The organism is Specibacter sp. NPDC078709, from assembly GCF_040686795.1.
Taxonomy (GTDB): Bacteria; Actinomycetota; Actinomycetes; order Actinomycetales; family Micrococcaceae; genus Specibacter.
On the sequence record NZ_JBFBLU010000001.1, the window covers coordinates 496942 to 517475 of the forward strand.

Annotated in this window: 18 protein-coding genes; 8 read left to right on the plus strand and 10 right to left on the minus strand. The window is 60.6% G+C overall.

The features are described 5' to 3' along the window. Positions 1-23: 23 nt before the first annotated feature. Complete coding sequence (locus tag AB0P14_RS02170; RefSeq protein ID WP_363837103.1) at positions 24-908, minus strand: bifunctional methylenetetrahydrofolate dehydrogenase/methenyltetrahydrofolate cyclohydrolase; 885 nt, start codon at positions 906-908, stop codon at positions 24-26. Further along, positions 902-2188, minus strand: coding sequence for a serine hydroxymethyltransferase (gene glyA / locus AB0P14_RS02175; RefSeq protein ID WP_363837106.1), 1287 nt, complete (start codon positions 2186-2188; stop codon positions 902-904). Before glyA ends, AB0P14_RS02170 begins: the two co-directional genes overlap by 7 nt. 209 nt (positions 2189-2397) lie before the next feature. On the opposite strand from glyA, the gene purU reads away from it, so the two are divergent. Then, complete coding sequence (gene purU, locus AB0P14_RS02180) at positions 2398-3282, plus strand: formyltetrahydrofolate deformylase (RefSeq protein ID WP_363837108.1); 885 nt, start codon at positions 2398-2400, stop codon at positions 3280-3282. 137 nt (positions 3283-3419) lie between these two features. Here the strand turns inward: purU and AB0P14_RS02185 are convergent, their stop codons facing one another. Continuing rightward, a complete protein-coding gene (locus tag AB0P14_RS02185) occupies positions 3420-4853 on the minus strand; it encodes an amino acid permease (RefSeq protein ID WP_363838143.1) in 1434 nt (477 codons plus the stop codon). A 404-nt stretch (positions 4854-5257) separates the two neighbouring features. Between AB0P14_RS02185 and AB0P14_RS02190 the strand changes: the two genes are divergently transcribed. The 6 genes from AB0P14_RS02190 (at position 5258) to AB0P14_RS02215 (ending at position 12336) form a co-directional block, all read left to right on the plus strand. Next, positions 5258-6262 carry an aldo/keto reductase gene (locus AB0P14_RS02190; RefSeq protein ID WP_363837111.1) on the plus strand — a complete coding sequence of 335 codons (1005 nt, stop codon included), beginning with the start codon at positions 5258-5260 and terminating at the stop codon, positions 6260-6262. A gap of 45 nt (positions 6263-6307) precedes the next feature. After that, a complete protein-coding gene (locus tag AB0P14_RS02195) occupies positions 6308-6844 on the plus strand; it encodes a gamma carbonic anhydrase family protein (protein ID WP_363837113.1) in 537 nt (178 codons plus the stop codon). Positions 6845-6952: 108 nt separating this feature from the next. Continuing rightward, a complete protein-coding gene (locus AB0P14_RS02200; RefSeq protein WP_363837115.1) occupies positions 6953-8161 on the plus strand; it encodes an ROK family transcriptional regulator in 1209 nt (402 codons plus the stop codon). Between the two features lie 184 nt (positions 8162-8345). After that, on the plus strand, positions 8346-9890 hold the full coding sequence (mmsA, locus tag AB0P14_RS02205; RefSeq protein WP_110484882.1) for a multiple monosaccharide ABC transporter ATP-binding protein: 1545 nt from the start codon (positions 8346-8348) through the stop codon (positions 9888-9890). A 25-nt stretch (positions 9891-9915) separates the two neighbouring features. Then, positions 9916-11187, plus strand: coding sequence for a multiple monosaccharide ABC transporter permease (mmsB, locus tag AB0P14_RS02210; protein WP_110484883.1), 1272 nt, complete (start codon positions 9916-9918; stop codon positions 11185-11187). A gap of 48 nt (positions 11188-11235) precedes the next feature. After that, complete coding sequence (locus tag AB0P14_RS02215; RefSeq protein WP_363837119.1) at positions 11236-12336, plus strand: sugar-binding protein; 1101 nt, start codon at positions 11236-11238, stop codon at positions 12334-12336. A 109-nt stretch (positions 12337-12445) separates the two neighbouring features. Here the strand turns inward: AB0P14_RS02215 and AB0P14_RS02220 are convergent, their stop codons facing one another. Continuing rightward, complete coding sequence (locus tag AB0P14_RS02220; protein ID WP_363837122.1) at positions 12446-13132, minus strand: DNA alkylation repair protein; 687 nt, start codon at positions 13130-13132, stop codon at positions 12446-12448. Positions 13133-13260: 128 nt separating this feature from the next. Here AB0P14_RS02220 and AB0P14_RS02225 point away from each other — a divergent pair, with 128 nt between their 5' ends. After that, entirely contained in the window at positions 13261-14358 is a 1098-nt protein-coding gene (locus AB0P14_RS02225) for a Gfo/Idh/MocA family oxidoreductase (protein ID WP_363837125.1), read from the plus strand. Between the two features lie 110 nt (positions 14359-14468). On the opposite strand, the gene AB0P14_RS02230 is transcribed toward AB0P14_RS02225, so the two are convergent. The 6 genes from AB0P14_RS02230 to AB0P14_RS02255 form a co-directional block, all read right to left on the minus strand. Further along, positions 14469-14882 (minus strand): hypothetical protein, encoded by a 414-nt coding sequence (locus AB0P14_RS02230; protein WP_363837128.1) that lies wholly within the window; start codon positions 14880-14882, stop codon positions 14469-14471. A 386-nt stretch (positions 14883-15268) separates the two neighbouring features. After that, positions 15269-15976 (minus strand): ABC transporter ATP-binding protein, encoded by a 708-nt coding sequence (locus AB0P14_RS02235; protein WP_363838146.1) that lies wholly within the window; start codon positions 15974-15976, stop codon positions 15269-15271. Further along, a complete protein-coding gene (locus AB0P14_RS02240) occupies positions 15969-16862 on the minus strand; it encodes an ABC transporter ATP-binding protein (protein ID WP_110484889.1) in 894 nt (297 codons plus the stop codon). The genes AB0P14_RS02235 and AB0P14_RS02240 overlap by 8 nt, the downstream gene beginning before the upstream one ends. Next, complete coding sequence (locus tag AB0P14_RS02245; protein WP_363837131.1) at positions 16859-18088, minus strand: branched-chain amino acid ABC transporter permease; 1230 nt, start codon at positions 18086-18088, stop codon at positions 16859-16861. Before AB0P14_RS02245 ends, AB0P14_RS02240 begins: the two co-directional genes overlap by 4 nt. Next, complete coding sequence (locus AB0P14_RS02250; RefSeq protein ID WP_363837134.1) at positions 18085-19089, minus strand: branched-chain amino acid ABC transporter permease; 1005 nt, start codon at positions 19087-19089, stop codon at positions 18085-18087. The genes AB0P14_RS02245 and AB0P14_RS02250 overlap by 4 nt, the downstream gene beginning before the upstream one ends. Before the next feature lie 139 nt (positions 19090-19228). Beyond that, positions 19229-20464 (minus strand): branched-chain amino acid ABC transporter substrate-binding protein, encoded by a 1236-nt coding sequence (locus AB0P14_RS02255; protein ID WP_363837137.1) that lies wholly within the window; start codon positions 20462-20464, stop codon positions 19229-19231. Positions 20465-20534 lie beyond the last annotated feature (70 nt).

The following is a 20534-nucleotide window of genomic DNA, read 5'->3' on the forward strand; positions in this document are numbered from 1 at the left end:
TCCTTTTGGCAGTGCCGAAAACGCTAAACGCGCTCGGCGGCCTCAACCACGTTGGCCAACAGCATGGCGCGGGTCATGGGACCCACGCCGCCCGGGTTCGGGGAGATCCAGCTCGCCACCTCGGCGGCTGCGGGCTCCACGTCACCGGTGACAACTGCCTTGCCGTTGCCGTCGTCCACGCGGCTGACGCCAACGTCCAGGACAATGGCGCCGGACTTCAAATCGGCAGCCTTGATCATGTGCGGAACACCAGCTGCGGCAACCACCACGTCGGCCTGGCGCAATTCAGCTGCCAGATCAACAGTTCCGGTGTGGGCCAGCACCACCGTGGCGTTGATGTCGCGGCGGGTCAGCAGCAGGCCCATGGGTCGGCCAATCGTGACGCCGCGGCCAACCACCACAACACGCTTGCCGTTCAGTGAAATGCCGTGGCGTTCCAACAGCACAATGCAGCCCTTGGGCGTGCACGGCAGCGGGGAGACCATGGGACGGTTGACGTTGGCGACCAGGCGCCCCAAGTTCATGGGGTGCAGGCCGTCGGCGTCCTTGGCCGGGTCGATGGCTTCAAGCACCACGTCCTGGTCAATGTGCTTCGGCAGCGGCAACTGGACAATGTAGCCGGTGCAGCTGGGATCCTCGTTGAGCTGGCGGACAGCAGCTAGGACGTCGTCCTGGGTTGCGGTGTCCGGCAAATCGATGCGGATGGACTTGATGCCGACTTCGGCGCAGTCCTTGTGCTTTCCCCCCACGTACCACTGGGAGCCCGGATCCGAGCCAACCAGAATGGTACCCAGGCCCGGGGTGACGCCGCGGGCGGCAAGTGCCGCAACACGTTCGGTCAACTCGGCTTTGATGGCAGCGGCGGTAGCCTTGCCGTCAAGGATTTGAGCAGTCATGCTTTTTACCATTCTTCCTGACCGGGGTACAGCGGGAAGTCAGCAGCGAGGGCCTTCACGCGGGCACTGAGAGCGTCAACGTCGGCACCACCCTTGAGTGCTTCTGCAATGATCTCGCCAACTTCGGTGAACTCCTTGGCACCAAAGCCGCGGGTGGCCAGTGCCGGCGTACCGATGCGCAGACCGGAGGTGACCATCGGCGGGCGGGGATCAAACGGAACGGCATTACGGTTCACGGTGATGCCAACGCTGTGCAGGAGATCTTCGGCCTGCTGGCCATCCATCTCCGAGTTGCGCAGGTCAACCAGCACCAGGTGCACATCGGTGCCACCGGTCAGCACGGACACGCCGGCCTCGGCAACATCGGGTGCGTTCAAGCGGTCAGCAATGATCTTGGCGCCTTCGAGCACGCGTGCCTGACGCTCTGCGAATTCCTCGCCTGCAGCAATCTTGAACGCCACAGCCTTGGCGGCGATGACGTGCATGAGCGGGCCGCCCTGCTGTCCCGGGAACACAGCGGAGTTGATCTTCTTGGCCCATTCCTTCTTGGCCAGGATCACCCCGGATCGCGGGCCGGAAAGGGTCTTGTGAACCGTGGAGGTGACGATGTCGGAGTACGGCACCGGGTTCGGGTGCCGGCCTGCGGCAACCAAACCGGCAAAGTGAGCCATATCGGTCCACAGCAGTGCGCCAACTTCATCGGCGATGGCGCGGAAGGCGGCGAAGTCGAGCTGGCGCGGGTAGGCGGACCAGCCGGCGATGATGACCTGGGGCTTCTCGGCGATGGCCTGCAAGCGCAGCTTGTCCATGTCGATGCGGAAGGTATCGGGCTCAACTTCGTACGCGGCAACTTCGTACAGCTTGCCGGAGAAGTTCAGCTTCATGCCGTGGGTCAGGTGACCACCGTGAGCCAGGGACAGGCCCATGATCTTATCGCCAGGCTTGATCATGGCGGCCAGGGCTGCAGCGTTGGCCTGTGCGCCGGAGTGCGGCTGGACGTTGGCGTACTCGGCGCCGAATAGGGACTTGACACGCTCGATGGCCAGGTTCTCGGCCACGTCAACAGCTTCGCAGCCGCCGTAGTAGCGGCGGCCCGGGTAGCCCTCGGCGTACTTGTTTGTGAGCACTGAGCCCTGCGCCTGAAGCACTGCGCGGGGTGCGAAGTTTTCGCTGGCGATCATTTCCAGCGTGTCGCGCTGGCGGGCAAGCTCGTCCTTCAGGACGGCTGCAATTTCCGGATCAAGCTCGGAGAGGGGTGCATTGGTTACGGACTGGGTGGGTGAAAAAGACACTTCAGACTCCTGAGTGGACAGCACGAAAAAACTCTTCTTGAAAAGGTTATCGCCAATCACCTGCTGATTGGCTTTACGTGACCTTGCGTCCCAGGCGTACGATCGCTTTAGTCTTCGTTCGTGCTGCTCCCCGGTGGTGTCCCACCTCATCGCCAGTCGCAACCCCTTAATAGTAATACAGAGCCGCAATGGGCGGTAACGTTGGGGGGGTGAATGACTTGATTTCCCCCATAGATGCTTCCCCCGCGGCTTTGCATGGATATGTGCTGACACTTTCCTGCGCCGACCAGCCGGGTATTGTCCACGCCGTCTCCGGTTCCCTGTTGGAGGTTGGCTGCAACATCACCGACTCCCAGCAGTACGGCAACCCGGACACCGGAACCTTTTTCATGCGCGTTGCAGTGGAAACTACGACGTCGTTTTCCAGACTCCGCGAGCACCTCGAGTCGGTTGCCGCTCAATTTGAGCTCAAATGGACGCTGCACCGCGCCGGTGCACCGATCCGCACCTTGATCATGGCTTCCAAGGCCGCTCACTGCCTCAACGATCTGTTGTTCCTGCAGCGGTCGGGGACGCTTCCGGTGGAAATCCCCGCGATTGTCTCTAACCACATGGACTTGAAGCCGTTGGCCGACTTCTACGGCATCCCCTTCCACTACATTCCTGTCACCCCTGAAACCAAGACCGACGCCGAGGCAGCTCTCCTTGAGCTTGTGGCTGAGCTCGACGTGGAACTGGTGGTCTTGGCCAGGTACATGCAGGTCCTCTCCGATGACCTCTGCAACCACCTTGCCGGCAAGGCCATCAACATCCACCACTCCTTCTTGCCGTCCTTCAAGGGTGCCAAGCCGTACCACCAGGCTCACGCTCGCGGTGTGAAGATTATTGGCGCGACGGCTCATTACGTCACGGCAGTGCTGGATGAGGGGCCCATCATCGAGCAGGAAGTCATCCGTGTTGAGCACGGCCACTCGGTGGAAAAATTTGTTTCCATGGGCCGCGCGGTTGAGGCTCGCACCTTGGCTCAGGCCGTCCAATGGCATGCCGAACACCGGGTGCTCCTGGATGGGCACCGCACCGTCGTCTTCGCCTAAGGCCGGGCGCGCCCCCGCTATCCGTCCTTAAACGCCGAGGTAGCCGGTGACCGCCGAGAATCGTGTTCTCGGCGGTCACCGGCTACCTCGATCGAGACCGGACGCGCTTTCGCCCGTGAGCGAGCCTTATGAGCCGCCTAGGCGCGCTGTTCGGGGGCAAAGACCTCATGCTCGATGGGCGCGGCGGACAGGGTCTCGTAGTCATGCTGAGACAGGGCGGCCACCCGCGAGTGCTTGCGACCGTAGCCGAAGTAGGCGCACAGACCCACGATCATCCAGAGCAGGAACACCACCCAGGTCACGCCGCCGAGGTTGACCATGAGGTACACGCACATCAGCGCACCGAGGATCGGCGTCACGGGGTAGAACGCTGCACGGTAGCTGCGCTTGAGTTCCGGGCGCTTGCGGCGCAGGTAGATGACGGAGACATTGACCAGCGCGAAGGCGAACAAGGTGCCAATGCTCGTTGCATCGGCCAGGGCGCCCAGCGGGACCAGCCCGGCCGTCAGCGCAACGGCGATACCCACGATCAAGGTACCTGCCACCGGGGTGCCGCGCTTGGCGGAAATCCGGCCAAAGACCTTGGGCACCAGCCCATCGCGTGACATGGAGACGAGAATTCGCGTCTGCCCGTAGAGCACAGCCAGCACAACACTAGTAATAGCGAGCACGGCACCGATGGCGAACACCGCGGCGATCCACGGCTGGTTGGTGATTTCCTGGAGGATCTGGACCAGGGCGGCTTGCGTGCCGTCGAACCACGTCCAGTCGCGGGCGCCCACGGCAGCAACGGCCACCAGGACATAAACTGAGGTCACAATCGCCATGGACAACAAGATGGCCCGGGGCAGGTCACGCTGAGGGTTCTTGGCTTCTTCACCCGCGGTGGAGGCCGCATCGAAGCCGATGTAGGAAAAGAACACGCGAGAGGCAGCGGCCGAAACACCGGCGGTACCCATGGGCAGCAGCGGCTCAAAGTTGCCGGCATCGAATGCGGTGAAGGCAACAGCGCAGAAGAACAGAAAGATCACGATCTTGATGAACACGATGGTGGTGTTGACCCATGCACTTTCCTTGGCGCCGCGCATCAGCAGCACCATGGACAACAGCACGATGACCATGGCCGGAATGTTCAGAACACCGCCGGCTCCTGGAGGCTGCGACATGAAATCGGGCAACGCCCACCCCACGCCGGCAACAGCTTCGTTGACATATTGCCCGGCGCCCACGGCCACAGCAGCCACGGACACCGCATATTCCAGCACCAGACACCAACCACAGATCCAGGCCATACCTTCACCCAACGTGGCGTAGGTGTAGGAATAACTGGAACCGGAGACCGGCACCATGCCGGCCATTTCCGCGTAGGAAATAGCCGAGAGCAGCGCCGCAACACCGGCGATCAGGAAGGAGATGAAAATGGCAGGGCCAGCCATCGGCACGGAGTCACCCAGGATCACAAAGATGCCCGTTCCCAAGGTTGCGCCGACGCTGATCATGGTCAACTGCAGAACGCCGAAGCTTCGCACAAGCTTGCGACCTTCGGTGCCGCTGCCAGCCTCGTGGACCATCTGCGCCAGGGGTTTGCGCCGGAGCAGCTGGCGACCCAGTCCCAAAGCAGCGCCGGAGCCGCCGCGTGAGCTCACCTTTCCGGTGTTCGGCTCATCAATAGGTGACATCCCAAAGTTTCCATTCTGTGTGGCGTGGCGGGCAGATATGACTGCCAGCCCTGTATTTTCCGGTTCTGTGCCGCAGCGTTTTCCTCGCCGTGGGCGATCAGGTCATGGGGCCAGTCGGGCAATATAGGCTCGGCGTCCGGCGGTGAATCGCCTGCGGCAAGCGACATCCAAGTTTATCCTGCTACCCCGGCCAACCACCGGTCGTATTGGGGGTAGAGACAGTGGATTGTGTCACGGCCGCGTCAGACGACACGCCCGCAGCACCTCGCGCTAGGACCATTGGCTAGGCTGGGGTCATGCAAACACGTCTCTTGGGAAAAACACACCGCACCGTATCCGCCGTCGGGCTTGGTACCTGGCAGCTGGGCGCCGACTGGGGTGAGGTCAGTGAGGCCGACGCGCATCAGGTCCTGGCCGCTGCCGCGGATTCCGGCGTGACCTTCTTCGACACCGCCGACGTTTACGGTGATGGGCGTAGCGAGCAGGTGATTGGGCGTTTCCTCGAGGAGCGCGGCGCCGATCATGGAATCACAGTGGCCACGAAAATGGGTCGCCGCATGGATCAGTTGCCTGAAAATTACTCACTAGAGAATTTCCGGGCGTGGACCGATCGCTCCCGCAAGAACCTCGGCGTGGACACTCTGGATCTGGTGCAGCTGCATTGTCCGCCCACCGCCGTCGTGAATTCCGATGTGGTTTATGACGCGCTGGATACCCTCGTGGAGGAGGGCGCCATCGCCCATTACGGCCTGAGCGTTGAGACGAGCGAGCAGGCCCTCGCCGCGATTGCCCGCCCCAATGTGGCCACCATCCAGATCATTCTCAACGCCTTCCGCCTCAAGCCGCTCGACGCCGTTCTGCCCGCCGCCCGCGCCGCCAACGTGGGCATCATCGCCCGCGTCCCGCTCGCGAGTGGCTTGTTGACCGGCAAGTACACCGCCGAGACCACCTTCGCGGCGAATGATCACCGCACGTACAACCGCGACGGCAGCCACTTTGACGTGGGCGAGACGTTCTCTGGGGTCGATTATTCGGTGGGGCTCGAGGCCGCCGCCCGTTTTGCGGCTCTGGCTCAAACGGTCGACGGCGTGAGCCCGGAAACCACGACGGCTCAGTTCGCCCTGGCTTGGCTCGCCCAGCTCGACGGCGTCTCCTCCGTCATCCCGGGCGCCCGGTCCGCGGACCAGGCCCGGGCCAACACCGCAGCAGGCTCACTGCCAGCCTTGGGCGATGCCTTCAACGCCGGTGTGCAGGAAATTTACGAGTCCTTACTGCGGGCGGATATCCACCCCCGCTGGTAACCGCACCTTGCTTTATCCCCGCTTGACCCCATGAGAATTCGCCCTATGAGAAACGGAACCGCCATGCAGCAGTTGATCACCTTGGACGGCCACACGCCGACCGTTCATGAAAGTGCCTTCGTGGCGCACACGGCCGTCCTCATTGGTCAAGCCAGCCTCGGCGCCGATTCCAGCGCCTTCTACGGTGTCGTCATGCGCGGCGACACCAGCTCCATCACGGTCGGTAACGGCACTAATCTGCAGGACAATGTGGTGCTGCACGCGGATCCCGGATTCCCCACCACGGTGGGCAACGGGGTCAGCGTGGGCCACGGCGCCATTGTCCACGGCTGCACGGTGGAGGATGACTGTTTGATCGGCATGAGCGCCACCATCATGAATGGTGCCGTCATCGGCGCCGGATCCCTCGTGGCCGGAGGCGCCGTCGTCCTGGAAGGAGCCATCATTCCGCCTGGTTCCCTCGTCGCCGGGGTGCCCGCCAAGGTGCGTCGGGAGCTTAGCGCCGAAGAGCTCGAGCACGTCCGCGATAACGCCAGCCACTACGTAGATTTGGCCCGCAAGCACAAGCAGGTTCAGCACTAGCAGTTCCCGGGCCGGCGGGCGTCATCTGCAGTTCATAGAGTGTATTTAGCAATTCATCTTGCGTTCACTTCTTGACGTCAATGTGATCTATAAGGCATTGTCTTTTGTATGCTCGATGACGAACAGCCCACCACCACGCCGGCCCACAGGCCTGCCCGCAATCCGGGCTCACAATCTGCTCTGCGCAGCCGCAATCAACAGCGCATCACGCAGCAGCTACTCAAGGGTGGACCGTCAACTCAAGCCGAGCTCGCCCGCAGTACGGGCCTGTCGACCGCCACCATCTCCAATATCGTCAAGAGCATGGCCGCCGCTGAGCTGGTTACACTCACTCCCGTCACGAGCTCCGGGCGCCGGGCCATGTCCGTTCGCTACAACGGAGACAGCGCCATTGCCGCCGGCATCGACTTTGGCCGGACCCATGTGCGCGTGGTTCTCGCCAACACCGGCTACCACGTTCTCGCGGAGGAAGAGGCTCCGCTCCCCCGCGGCCACGAAGCGGCAGAAGGCATCCAGACCGCCTCCCGCCTGCTGGATAAACTCCTGAGAAAAGCAGGCATTTCCCGCTCCCAACTCATCGGCGCCGGAGCCGGCATCCCCGGGCCTATCGATAGCCGCAGCGGCAAGGTCATCCGGGGCGCCATCCTGCCCGAATGGGTCGGTATCAACCTGCACAGTGAGCTTCAGAAGGCCCTGAAAATCCCTGTCATTGTCGACAATGACGCCAATCTTGGTGCCCTCGCACAGCTCACCTGGGGAGATATGGGCAATGCCTCGAATCTGATGTTTATCAAGATTGGAACTGGCATTGGATCGGGCCTGATTCTCGGTGGTCATCTCTTCCACGGCAGCTTTGGCGTCACCGGCGAAATTGGCCACGTGACCATCGATGAGCACGGCATGATTTGCCGCTGCGGAAACCGCGGCTGTCTGGAAACTGTTGCCTCGACGGCCACCATGGTGGAACTGCTCAGCAGGGGTAGCGAGCACCCCATTTCCACGGCAGATATCCTGCGCCAAGCTGACGCTGGAGACCCCGCTACCCTGCGCGTACTCGACGACGCTGGCATGGCCATTGGGCGTGCATTGGCCAATGTCGCCAACCTGATCAGCCCCGATGTCATTGTCATTGGTGGCCCGCTGACGGAACTCGGCGAGCTCTTCTTAGCCCCCATCCGACGTGGACTTCTGCGCCATGCCGTCCCGATTATTGGGGAAAGCATCGGGCTGAAAATGTCGCAGCTCACCTCCCGTGCGGAGGCTCTCGGAGCGGCCGCACTGGTGTTCCAAAACGAGCCCAGTTCCATCATTTCTTAAACCGTTACCATCCCGTAGCGTTAAAGACTTGACCGCAAGCGTGTGATCTAGTTTACTTTTCGAGTACCGGTTAGAACTGGTACTCCGCGTAACAATTGAATTCCGCGGGCAAAGAAGCCCAAATCGCCAGTGCGAATCTGGTAGGGCACAGACAAAGAAGTCAGTTGTGGAAGGCGTAAGCATTATGGTGTCCGCGAACCCCGTCATTCTCGAGATGCGATCCATCACCAAGGAATTCCCTGGTGTGAAGGCACTTTCGGAAGTATCTATCACCGTCCATGCCAGCGAGATCCACTCCATCTGTGGCGAAAATGGTGCAGGCAAATCAACCCTCATGAAGGTTCTCTCCGGTGTCTACCCCTTCGGTAGCTACCAGGGAGACATTGTCTTCCAGAACTCCGTCTGCGAGTTCAAAGACATCCGGGCCAGTGAAAACGCCGGAATTGTTATCATCCATCAGGAATTAGCCCTGATCCCCGAACTCTCCATCACCGAGAACATCTTCCTCGGTAATGAACCCACCCGCTTTGGTGTCATCAACTGGGCCGAGGCCCGGATGCGGACCATGGAGCTGATGGCCCGTGTTGGCCTCAACGAGGATCCCGACACTCCTGTCAAGGAAATCGGTGTTGGCAAGCAGCAGCTCGTGGAAATCGCGAAGGCCTTGAACAAGTCGGTCAAGCTTCTCATCCTCGATGAGCCCACGGCCGCCCTGAACGAGTCCGATTCCCAGCACCTCTTGGATTTGATCCGCGGACTCAAGTCCAAGGGCATCAGCTGCATCATGATCTCGCACAAGCTCAACGAGATCGAGCAGGTTTCCGACTCCATCACGATTATCCGTGACGGCAAGTCCATCGAGACCCTCGATGTGAAGGCCGACGGCGTCGATGAGGATCGGATCATCCGCGGCATGGTGGGACGCACCTTGGAATCACGCTTCCCGGATCACACACCCAAGATCGGCGAGATCTTCTTCGAGGTTAAGGACTGGACTGTGGGCCACCCGCAGATCTCGGACCGCCTTGTCTGCAAGGGGTCTAACTTCAACGTCCGCCGCGGCGAGATCGTCGGTATTGCCGGGCTCATGGGCGCCGGTCGTACCGAATTGGCTCGCTCCATCTTCGGCCGCTCTTACGGTAACTACATTTCCGGGCAGATCTTCAAGGACGGCAAGGAGATCACCATGCGCAACGTCCCTGCGGCCATCAAGCATGGACTGGGATACGTGACCGAAGACCGTAAGACGCTGGGTCTGAATCTGCTCGATGACATCAAGACCACCACGGTCTCGGCAAATCTCGGTGCCATCTCCAATAACACCGTCGTTGACCGCGACAAGGAGTACTCGGTGGCAGAAGGCTACCGCAAGCAACTTCGCACCAAGGCCCCCACGGTGGATGAGGGTGTTGGAAAACTCTCCGGCGGAAACCAGCAGAAGGTGGTGCTCGCCAAGTGGATGTTCACCGACCCCGATCTCCTCATTCTCGATGAACCCACGCGAGGCATCGATGTGGGCGCCAAGTACGAGATTTACGGAATCATTCAGGAGCTGGCGAACCAGGGCAAGGGCGTCATCGTCATTTCCTCGGAACTGCCGGAGCTCCTCGGCATCTCTGACCGCATTTACACCATTTTTGAGGGCGCCATCACCGGCGTACTCGATAAGAATCAGGCCAGCCAGGAATCGTTGATGAAACGCATGACCGCTGCCACTAAGTCTGCCTAGCTCTAGGGAAGAAAAAGGACACCCCATGAACATCATCAAACAACTCTTTGGCGGTAACTCACGCCAGTTCGGCATGATTTTTGCCCTCGTCGCCCTGATCGCTTTCTTCCAGGTCAAGACAGACGGTCTGATCCTCACCCCGGATAACGTCATCAACTTGATGAACGGTTACTCCTACATCTTGATCCTGGCCATCGGCATGGTGCTGGTCATCATCGCGGGCCACATTGACCTCTCGGTCGGTTCCGTTGCCGCGTTTGTGGGCATCGTCGTCGCCCTGTCCATGCGTGACTGGGGCCTACCCTGGTACCTAGGCATCGTCGTCGGCCTTCTCCTGGGAGCCGCGATCGGAGCGTGGCAAGGCTTCTTCGTGGCCTATGTGGGCATTCCCGCCTTCATCGTGACCTTGGCAGGCATGTTGCTGTTCCGTGGCGCCAACCAGCTCTTCGGTAAGTCCCTGACCATCCCGGTCCCCAAGGAATTCCAGTCCATCGGCGCCGGTTACCTTCCCGAGATCGGCCCGAACACCGGCTACAACAACCTCACCCTGCTCATCGGCTTCATCGGTGTCGCCGCTCTCGTTTGGGGCGAACTGCGTAGCCGCAAGCGCGCCGTAGCCCTCGGTTCGGACGTCAAGCCGTTCTGGGTCACTGTTGTGAAGGTCGTTGTCTTCGCCGCCGTCATCCTGTACGTCACCTACCTCTTCGCCACCGGCCGCCCCGGCACGTCCTTCCCCATCCCGGGCATCATCCTCGGTGTCCTGGTTCTGGTCTACGGCTTCATCTCCTCCCGCACCACTATTGGCCGCCATGTGTACGCAGTGGGTGGCAACCGCCACGCCGCCGCACTCTCCGGCGTCAAGAGCAAGCGCACCGACTTCCTGGTCATGCTGAACATGTCCATGCTCGCCGGTCTGGCCGGCATGATCTTCGTTGCCCGCGCCAACGCTTCCGGCCCGTCCGACGGCGTTGGCTGGGAACTGGACGCCATCGCCGCCGTCTTCATCGGTGGCGCCGCCGTCACCGGTGGTGTGGGAACCGTGATGGGCTCCATGATCGGTGGTTTGGTCATGGCCGTGCTCAATAATGGTCTGCAGTTGCTCGGCGTGGGTTCCGACTGGACCCAGATCATCAAGGGCCTGGTCCTGTTGGCCGCCGTCGTCTTCGATGTTTACAACAAGTCCCAAGGCAAGCCCTCCTTCATCGGCTTCATGATGAAAAAGCTTGGCGGTAACAACAGCAACCCGGATCTTGAAGTTGCTGAGCCGCTCAAGGGCACCATCAAGACCGACGCCTAAATTCTTCCTCTCCTTCAAATTACGAAAACCAATAGAAAGCGAAGCACCATGTTGAAACTCAACAAGACGGTCAAAACTCTGGCCGTCCTCCTGGCCGCATCATCGCTGGCACTGACCGGCTGTGGCCGGGCAGAAACCCCCGCAGCTTCCGACAGCGCCGCCGCTGCTGGCTTTGCTGCTGACTCCTTGATCGGTGTAGCTCTGCCCCAGAAGACCAGTGAAAACTGGGTTCTCGCAGAAAGCCTGTTCAATGACGGCCTGACCGGTGCCGGTTACAAGGCTGATGTTCAGTTCGCCAACGGTGGCGTATCCGAACAGCAGAACCAGATCAGCGCCATGGTCACCAAGGGTGCCAAGGTCATCATCGTCGGTGCTATTGACGGCGGCCAGCTCGGCACACAGCTCAAGCAGGCTAAGGATGCCGGCGCGACCGTCATTGCTTACGACCGTTTGCTGCTCAATACCTCTGACGTTGACTACTACGTTGCCTACGATAACTTCAAGGTTGGCCAGCTTCAGGGTCAGGCCCTGCTGGACGGTATGAAGGCTAAGAAGCCCGAAGGCCCGTATAACATCGAACTCTTCGCCGGATCCCCGGATGACGCCAACGCGAAGGTCTTCTTCGACGGCGCCATGGATGTCCTCCAGCCGAAGATCGATGACGGAACCGTCAAGGTTGTTTCCGGTCAGAAGTCCTTCGAGCAGGCAGTTACCCAGGGCTGGAAGGCAGAAAACGCTCAGAAGCGTATGGACTCCCTCCTCGTTGGAAGCTACAGCTCCGCAACGGTTGACGGCGTACTCTCCCCCAACGACACCCTGGCCCGCGCCATCTTGACCTCCGTCAAGGCTGCCGGCAAGGCCAACCCCACGGTGACCGGACAGGATGCTGAAGTTGAGTCCGTCAAGTCCATCATGGCTGGCGAGCAGTACTCCACCATCAACAAGGACACCACCGCCCTCGTTGAGCACTCCATCCAGATGGTCAAGGATCTGCAGGGCGGCAAGACTCCCGAGATCAACGACCCCAAGTCCTACGACAACGGTGTCAAGGTTGTTCCGGCCTTCTTGCTGACGCCCCAGATCGTGACGAAGGCTAACGCTGCAGAGCAGTTCGCCAACGACAAGATCCTTGGCCCGCTGACCAAGTAGTCACCAGCCAAGGCGAGTTAATCGCGTAAGGCCCTGGTTCGCCGTCGTTCTTGATTGACGACGGCGGACCAGGGCCTTTCGCATGCCCGGTACCATGGCGGGTGGTTGGCTAGGGCGTTTCCTTCCGGCGGACCAGCTCGGTGATCCAGAGGGGTGCGAAGGGCGAGGTGCAATTAGGCGGCGTGGGGTAATCCTTCAGGACCTCGAGCCGCTCGCCGATGCCGATGGCTCGAGCTCGCAGCTGAGCGTTCTCGATCCCGATCTGGGCCAGGGTGTGGTTCATGGCCCACTGGAGGCGTTCCGGGGCGCCCTTCATGTGGGCCTCGATCGTGTCCAGCAAGGCCGGGAGCTCGAGGCCGTCGGGCGATTTCACCACGCGTTCACTCGTCAACGCCCACCCTGCGCTGGCCACCACGGGATCGGGATCCGTGAACCATTCCTGGCGCAGCTGTTCTACGTGCCGGCTCTTCTTGACCACATAGTTCACGAGCCAGTCCTGCACCTTCGGGACGCGGGACTCGCGCAGCATGGCGTCCAGCTCCTCGAGGCTAAAGTCCTTGGGACGGCACATGAGAAGCGCCAGGAGTCGGGCAGCCGTGTTGCCGCTGCTCCACAGCCCCGGAACCAGCTCTTGTTGGGGTTTGAGGCGCTTGGCGAGGGCCCGCAGCTTGCCCAGATTCACGCCGTGATCATCGCCGTGCCGTTCATTGATGGCGCGGGCCTTTGGATCCTCGAGGGCGGCCAATTCCGCTAAAACCTCGGCCACCGTAGTGGTTGTTTGAGTCGGCGTCGTCATGTCATTCTCCAATTCCCGAGCAGGTGCTCCTCATCTTACTGGGCAGCTGAGACAACGCATTCGATGACATGTGTCGAAGCGCTTGTCATGTTCCCCCGTGGGAGCTGTGATGCTGGCACAATATCCCAATGACCATTCCCCGTTTTGTCGGCCGACCCGACTGGTATAACACCTTCAATCCCGAAACTCTCGCCGCCACCGGCACTCCCCTGCGCTGGGGTGTCATCGCCACAGGAAATATTGCTACCACGGTCACCACCGACCTGGCCCTGCTGGAAGACGCCGTCTTGCAGGCTGTGAGCTCACGAAGCGAGACGAGCGCCGCCGCGTTCGCTGACAAGTTTGGTTTTACCACCCACTATTTCGACGGCGGACCCTCCGGTGCCGCTGCCGCCGGACACCTCCAGCTCCTCGCCGATCCCGAGGTGGACGTGGTGTATGTCGCCACCCCGCACGGCCAGCACTTTGATATTGTGCGAGCCGCTCTGGAGAACGGCAAGCATGTCCTGTGCGAAAAGGCCCTGACCATCACCTCGGCCGAGACCCGTGCCTTGATCGAGCTGGCCCGCGCCAAGGGCCTGTTCCTCATGGAAGCCGTCTGGGCCCGCTTTGTGCCGGGCTTCCAACGCGCTTTGGAGATCATCACATCCGGTGAGATCGGTGAGATCAAGTGGGTCCGCGGAGACCTGGGCTTTGTGGCCCCTAACGACCCGTCCCTGCGCATCTGGGCACCGAACGACGGCGGCGGAGCGCTTCTGGACCTTACGGTGTACCCCTTGCTGTGGGCGTGGGGAACGCTGGGTCAGCCGGAGAAGGTTGCCGCGACCGGCTCCTTGACGTCCTTTGGCGTGGATGGGCTGAACACCATTACGCTCAGCTATGCCAACGGCAGCCAGGCCCAGCTCATCAGCGGGCTCGTCTCACAGGGCCCCGGCCGTGCCACGATCTCCGGCACGCTGGGTTACATCGAGACCGTGAATTCCTTGAACAACCCGAAGGAACTCTTCATCTCCGGGCCCGGCGGCGCGACCCGCACCGAAACCTTCGAGGAGCCCGGCAGCGGCTACACCTACCAGCTGCGCGAGGTCACCCGTTGCATTCAGGCCGGGCTCACCGAGAGCTCCACCATGCCGTTGGATGATTCCTTAGCCATCATGGAGCTGTTCGACGAGGTCCGCAGCCAGCTGGGCCTGAGCTACGCCAACGACACTCGCACGGACATCTAGCGGCGCTCCCCGTATATACATCGAGGACGCAGTTTATTGGACGGCGAACACCTGAAACGGGTGCTTTCCGTCCAACACCTGCGTCCTCGTTGGGGTTTAAGGGGTAGGAGTCAGCGAGGCTCACCGGGCAACGGCCAACGGCCGTGCTGGTGGTGGAACTCGATGGCTGCCATGAGGGGTGGCAGGTTGTACTGGGAAATACTCAGGTCGAGCTTTTCTCCCTTGGGTCCACGGAAAGTCAAGAACTTCTGAAGGCCTTGGTCACGGAAGGAGTAGCTCACGATCTCGTGATAGGCGAGCTGGTGTTCCTTACCGAGGGTTGTCCTGAATTCCATCTCGTTATCGCCCACGTCAACATACCAATTGCGGTAGATGAACAAGAGGTATGCGCCCGCCAGCGTCACAACACCAAAGGCGATCGGCATCGCAACGGCGTCTTCGGATGAGGCCGCGAATGAGGCTAGGAGTCCCAGCAGCCCCACGACGAGGACAGGCCAGGCGAGAAACGGAATTACTTTCGGCATGCGGATCCGCCGCTTGTTCCCTTTTTTAACGGTTGGGATGCTTCTTGAACCACACCGCGAGCAGGGATACCAAGAATGCGATGACAGCGACCACGCCGAAAATGAGAATATAACGCAGCACGGGGTTATCCATCGCCAACGTCCTTCCATGCAGGTTTTGGTGGTGGGTGTTCGCCAGACGATCTGAGCTCCATCATCGACGGCCCACACATACTTTTCGCCTACTATTTAACAGCCTTTGAACCGAAAACCGGGGACGTGTGGATAAATGTTGCTGCGGCCCCCGCTTGGAGAGACGAGCAACGGGAGCTGTGGTGGATTAAATGACACTGGTCGGGCTTGTCAGAAACCTGACAAGCCCGACCAGTGTCATTTTGCTGTCTGGGCTAGCCCACGCCTAGGTAAGCTTCCTTGATGGCCGGATTAGCCAACAGTTCCTTACCCGTTCCGCTGTGGGTGATGGCGCCCGTCTCCAAAACAAAGGCCCGGTGCGCCCGGGCCAGAGCCTGGTTGGCGTTCTGCTCCACCAGGAGCACCGTGGTGCCCTGGCCGTTGATCTCCGTGATGATCTTGAAGATCTGGCGGATGAACTGCGGTGCCAACCCCATGGAGGGCTCGTCCAGGAGCAGCAGCTTGGGCCGAGACATCAGGGCCCGGCCGATCGCGAGCATCTGCTGCTCACCACCGCTCATGGTGCCACCGAATTGCTTCTCGCGTTCCTTCAAACGAGGGAACAGCGTGAAGACCCGCTCCAGGTCGTGGCTGACTCCGCTGCGATCCTTGCGGCCAAAGGTACCCATATCTAGATTCTCCAGCACCGTCATGGCCGGGAAAATCCCGCGCCCTTCCGGTGCCTGCGAGATACCCTGCACCACTCGGATGTGAGCCTTCATCTTCGTGATGTCTTCATCCATGAAATTGATGGAGCCCCCGGAGGGATTCAACAGCCCCGAGATGGTCTTCATCGTGGTGGTTTTCCCGGCACCGTTGGCGCCGATGAGGGAAACAATCTCACCCTCCTCCACAGTGAAGGACATGTCGTGAATGGCTTCGATCCGCCCATAGTGGACCGACACGTTCTTCATCTCAAGCAAAGTCATCTTCAGGCTCCCCTAGGTAGGCGGAAATCACGCGTGGATCTTCCCGGATATCGTGTGGCTTACCGTCGGCAATCTTCTTGCCAAACTCCAACACCACGATTCTGTCCGTGACACCCATGACGAGTTTCATATCGTGCTCAATCAGCAGCACGGTGTAGCCGTCATCTCGAATGGTCCGGATGAGGGACATGAGCTCTTCTTTTTCGGCCGGGTTGAAGCCGGCCGCGGGCTCATCCAGGCACAAGACCTTGGGGTCCGTGGCCAAGGCTCGGGCAATCTCGAGTCGCCGCTGGCTGCCGTAGGACAAATGCCGCGACAGGGTTGCGGCCTGATCGGCAATACCCACGAACTCCAGCAACGCCATGCCTCGCTCGATGGCGCTCTTTTCTTCCCTGATGTGCCGTGGCAGACGCAGCAGCGCCCCGATTACACTGGTCTTGTGGCGGGCGTCCAGGCCCACGACCACGTTTTCCAGGGCCGTCATCTCGGCAAAGAGGCGAATGTTCTGGAAGGTTCGGGCCAAACCAGCACGGGTGATCTTGTGCTGCTTCATGCCGTTGAGCATCCGGCCCTCGAGGAGTATCTGTCCGCTCGTGGGCTTGTAGACACCTGTCATGGCGTTGAAGCACGTGGTCTTACCGGCACCGTTGGGGCCAATGAGACCTAGAATTTCTCCGCGCTTGATGGTGAAGCTGACATTGTCCATAGCCACGAGGCCACCGAACTTCATGGTCAGGTTCTTCACCTCGACGAGGTCCTCGCCTACCTCAACGTCAAAGGACCGTTCCGGGGCAACCGTCTCGGCGACCTCGAGGTCTACTCCCCCGGCAGCCAAGGCCTCGGTGTCCATGGATGCTTGTGGATCTAGTGCGTCGTTCATGATGATGCCCCCTCAGCAGTTGATTGGGGTGTGGTGTCCGCTCGATGGCTCGCCTTGCCGTATTTCCGTTTCACATCGGCATAAGCCTTGGTGCCATAGGCCAGCAAACGCTGGCGTGCCGGAACTAGGCCCTGGGCGCGGTAGATCATGATGATGATCAGGGCGACACCGAAGATGAGGAACTTGTACTCCGCGATGGCTGTGAAGCGCAGCGGGATGTAGGCCACGAGGGCACCACCGACGATGGCACCGACCTTGTTGCCTGAGCCGCCCAGAACAACTGCCGCAACAAACAAAATGGAGGTGACGACGTCGAACTTCTGGTTGTTCACAAAGCCAACCTGACCACCCATGATGGCACCTGCGAGCCCGCCGACGCCGGCGCCGAGTGCGAAGGCCCACACCTTGTATTTGAAGGTGGGGACGCCCATGGTCTCGGCGGCGTCCTCGTCCTCGCGAATGGCAATCCAGGCGCGGCCAACGCGGCTGCGCTCCATATTGCCCACCAGGAAGAGCATGACGATCAGGATGCTCAGTGTCAGCCAGTACCACGGGGTGCCGTTGGAGTTGGCGAAGATGGGGATTCCGTCGGCGCCCACGCCCGGCGGGTGACCCACGTTCTGGAAGCCGGGCTGGCCCTTCATGGCTGGGATGATGGTGGCGAGAATGCGGACAATTTCGCCGAAGCCCAGGGTCACGATGGCCAGGTAGTCACCGCGCAGGCGCAGCGTGGGCAGGCCCAGAAGCACGCCCACAAACATTGAGACGGCGATGGCGACAGGCAGGGTCCACAGGTACGGGATCTTGATGAATGCGGAGTCCGGGCTGGTCAGCATGGCCGCCGTGTAGGAGCCCACCGCGAAGAAGGCGATGTAGCCCAGGTCGAGCAGGCCAGCGTAACCAATCACGATGTTCAGGCCGACGGCGACGAGTGCGTAAATCGCCATGAGCTGGCAGGCCAGTGGCCAGTCGTTGCCCGGTTCGGTGGTGAGGAACGGGATGTTCAGGACCGGCAGGAAGAACGCGAGCACCACTATAGGGAGAAGGAACAGCCACTGTTTTTGGCGAGTCATTTCCCGCCAGCGGTCACTCCAGCCGGCAAACACACTGTGAGGACGCGCAACGGCTGCACTGGCTCCGAGCGGTGTTCCGGTCGCGTCGGTTCTGGCTGTGGTCTGATCGGATTTGGCGGTCTGCAGGGGTTTGGGTCCGTCTGACATGCTCATGCCTTGCTCCTTCCCAGCGAGGTGCCGAGGATTCCTTCGGGGCGGAACAGCAGTACCAGCACCAGCACCATGAAGGCCACTACGTCGGTCCACTGGGAGTTGCCCAGCAGAATCTGTCCATAGTTACCAATCAGGCCCAGCAGCAGGCCACCGAGGAGGGCGCCGCGGACGTTACCGATGCCGCCCAGGACGGCGGCTGCAAAGGCCTTGATGCCGAGGATGAAGCCGCCGTTGTAAACCACTCCGGAGGGGATTTTCATGGTGTAGAACAGGGCCGCCGCACCGGCGAGGATGCCGCCGATCACGAAGGTGGTGATGATGATCTTTTCCTTGTTCACACCCATCAAGGTGGCGGTGTCAGGATCCTGCGCCACGGCGCGAATGCCGCGGCCGGTGCGGGACTTGCTGATGAAGCGTTCGGTGATCACCATCATGATGACGGCGGCCGTGACGATCAGCAGCTGGTCGTTGTAGATGTAGGTGCCGAACAGTTCAAATACTGGTTTGGTTTGGAACATGGTCAGGGCCTGTTCTGGAACGGGGCCACGCCACAAGAAGATCAGGTACTGGATGGTGAAGGAGGCGCCGATAGCGGTGATCAAGAAGACCAGGCGCGGGGCGTTGCGTTTGCGCAGCGGTTTATAGGCCAGCCGTTCCAGCAAAAAGGCTGCCAACGCCGCGGCTATGATACCCACGATCAGTGCCAGCAGTAAGTTCAAAACGATCGCGCCGACGTCGAGGTTCGGGGCGGAGGGGCCAAAGCCGAGGAAAGACAGGGTGAACCAGACGCCGAAGCAGCCAATGATGAACACTTCGGAGTGGGCAAAGTTGATGAGGTTCAAAACACCGTAAACAAGGGTGTAGCCGAGGGCCACAAGTGCGTAGATGGAGCCGAAGGTCAGGCCGTCAAAGGTTGCCGACCAAAAGTTTTGTGCCAGCGCTACAAAGTCCAGCGTAATCCAGTCGCTGGTCGGTGCCGCCACAAGTATGGATGGGATCATGGGAAGTGTCCGTTTCCTTCCGGGGCGTCCGGCAGATTATGCCAGCGGCCCCGCAAAGTAGAGGGGTGGCTAAAGGTGCTTGCACGGCAATGCTGTGGGGCGGATAATCCACCCCACAGCATTGGCCGTCAGGTGGGAATTACTCCCCGATGGCACCAATGGGAACAATCTTGCCGTTCTCCACCTTGTAGCCGTAGACGGTCGGGGCCTGCAGCTCGCCCTTGTCATTCCACTTGTAGTGCTTGCTCAGCCCATCCTTGTCGTAGGTCTTGACCCATTCCAGGAGTGAAGCGCGGTCCTGGTTGCCGGCGTCAATGCCAGAGAGCAGCACGGTTGCGGCGTCGTAACCTTCAATGGAGTACGTTCCGGGATCGATGCCGGCCAGTGCCTTGTAGTCCTTGGCGAAGGTCGGGATCAACTCGCCCGGGATGCAGGGGCAGGTGAAGTAGGCGTTCTTGGAAGCATCGCCTGCCTGCTTGATGAACTGATCATCCTTGAGACCATCCGGGCCAATGAAGGTTCCGGTGTAGCCCTTGTTGACCAGCTGCTGATCAAACGGTGCACCTTCTGCGTAGTAGCCGGAGTAGAAGACGGCGTCAGCCTTGGAGTTCATGATCTTGGAGATCGTGGCCGAGAAGTCCTTCTGTCCCTGTGTGACCTTGTCGATGCCGGCCAGTGCGTCGCCGAGACCCTCCTCAGTGGTCTTGCCTAGGCCGATGCCGTATTCGGAGTCATCCTGAACAATGTAGACCTTCTTGGCCTTCAGCTGCTCGGTCATGAACTTGGCAGCTGCCGGGCCCTGAACTGCGTCGTTGCCTAGTCCGCGGAAGAACGTGGTCCAGCCGTTTTCGGTCAGACCCGGGTTGGTGGCGGCCGGGGTCACGTGGACCAGCTTGACCTGCTCGAAGATGTTGCCGGTGGCCTTGGACTCACCGGAGAACGGCAAACCGACCACACCGATGATGCCTTCTTCTTTGGTGGCCTGGGTGACCGGGCCGGTGGCCTTGTTCGGGTCACCTTCGGTATCAAACTTCTTGAACTGCACCTGGCAGTCCGGGTTCGCTGCGTTGTGCTCGTTGATGGCCAACTGCACACCGTTGAAAATATTGATACCGAGCTGCGCGTTAGCACCCGTCTGAGCGCCGACGTACGCCAGCGTGGTGGTGTCCGCACACTTGGCTTTCCCATCGCCGGCGGGCAGGACCGCGTCCTTGGGTGTGTCAATGGAGGTCAGTGCGGGAATGTTGATAGCGCTACCGCTGCCGCCCGCTTCCGAACTGCTTCCACCCTCCGGGGCCGCCGTGTTTGCACAGCCACCGAGTAGCATCCCAAAAGTGGCGGCGGCCGCCAGTGTGGTCATAACTCTCTTGCGCATCATTAATTAGCCTTTCAAAGTAATCGCCACTGCCCTCGGAACGCCGTCGTCCCGGGTAACACTGGCTTCA

Coding starts and splice junctions, on each gene's coding strand:
- AB0P14_RS02185 (WP_363838143.1), bottom strand. CDS start 4,853: ATGGTCCACGAGGCTGGCAGCGGCACCGAAGGTCGCAAGCTTGTGCGA.
- AB0P14_RS02230 (WP_363837128.1), bottom strand. CDS start 14,882: ATGCCGAAAGTAATTCCGTTTCTCGCCTGGCCTGTCCTCGTCGTGGGG.
- AB0P14_RS02225 (WP_363837125.1), top strand. CDS start 13,261: ATGACCATTCCCCGTTTTGTCGGCCGACCCGACTGGTATAACACCTTC.
- AB0P14_RS02220 (WP_363837122.1), bottom strand. CDS start 13,132: ATGACGACGCCGACTCAAACAACCACTACGGTGGCCGAGGTTTTAGCG.
- AB0P14_RS02255 (WP_363837137.1), bottom strand. CDS start 20,464: ATGCGCAAGAGAGTTATGACCACACTGGCGGCCGCCGCCACTTTTGGG.
- AB0P14_RS02215 (WP_363837119.1), top strand. CDS start 11,236: ATGTTGAAACTCAACAAGACGGTCAAAACTCTGGCCGTCCTCCTGGCC.
- AB0P14_RS02200 (WP_363837115.1), top strand. CDS start 6,953: ATGCTCGATGACGAACAGCCCACCACCACGCCGGCCCACAGGCCTGCC.
- mmsB (WP_110484883.1), top strand. CDS start 9,916: ATGAACATCATCAAACAACTCTTTGGCGGTAACTCACGCCAGTTCGGC.
- AB0P14_RS02245 (WP_363837131.1), bottom strand. CDS start 18,088: ATGAGCATGTCAGACGGACCCAAACCCCTGCAGACCGCCAAATCCGAT.
- AB0P14_RS02250 (WP_363837134.1), bottom strand. CDS start 19,089: ATGATCCCATCCATACTTGTGGCGGCACCGACCAGCGACTGGATTACG.
- AB0P14_RS02195 (WP_363837113.1), top strand. CDS start 6,308: ATGAGAAACGGAACCGCCATGCAGCAGTTGATCACCTTGGACGGCCAC.
- AB0P14_RS02170 (WP_363837103.1), bottom strand. CDS start 908: ATGGTAAAAAGCATGACTGCTCAAATCCTTGACGGCAAGGCTACCGCC.
- mmsA (WP_110484882.1), top strand. CDS start 8,346: ATGGTGTCCGCGAACCCCGTCATTCTCGAGATGCGATCCATCACCAAG.
- AB0P14_RS02240 (WP_110484889.1), bottom strand. CDS start 16,862: ATGAACGACGCACTAGATCCACAAGCATCCATGGACACCGAGGCCTTG.
- AB0P14_RS02190 (WP_363837111.1), top strand. CDS start 5,258: ATGCAAACACGTCTCTTGGGAAAAACACACCGCACCGTATCCGCCGTC.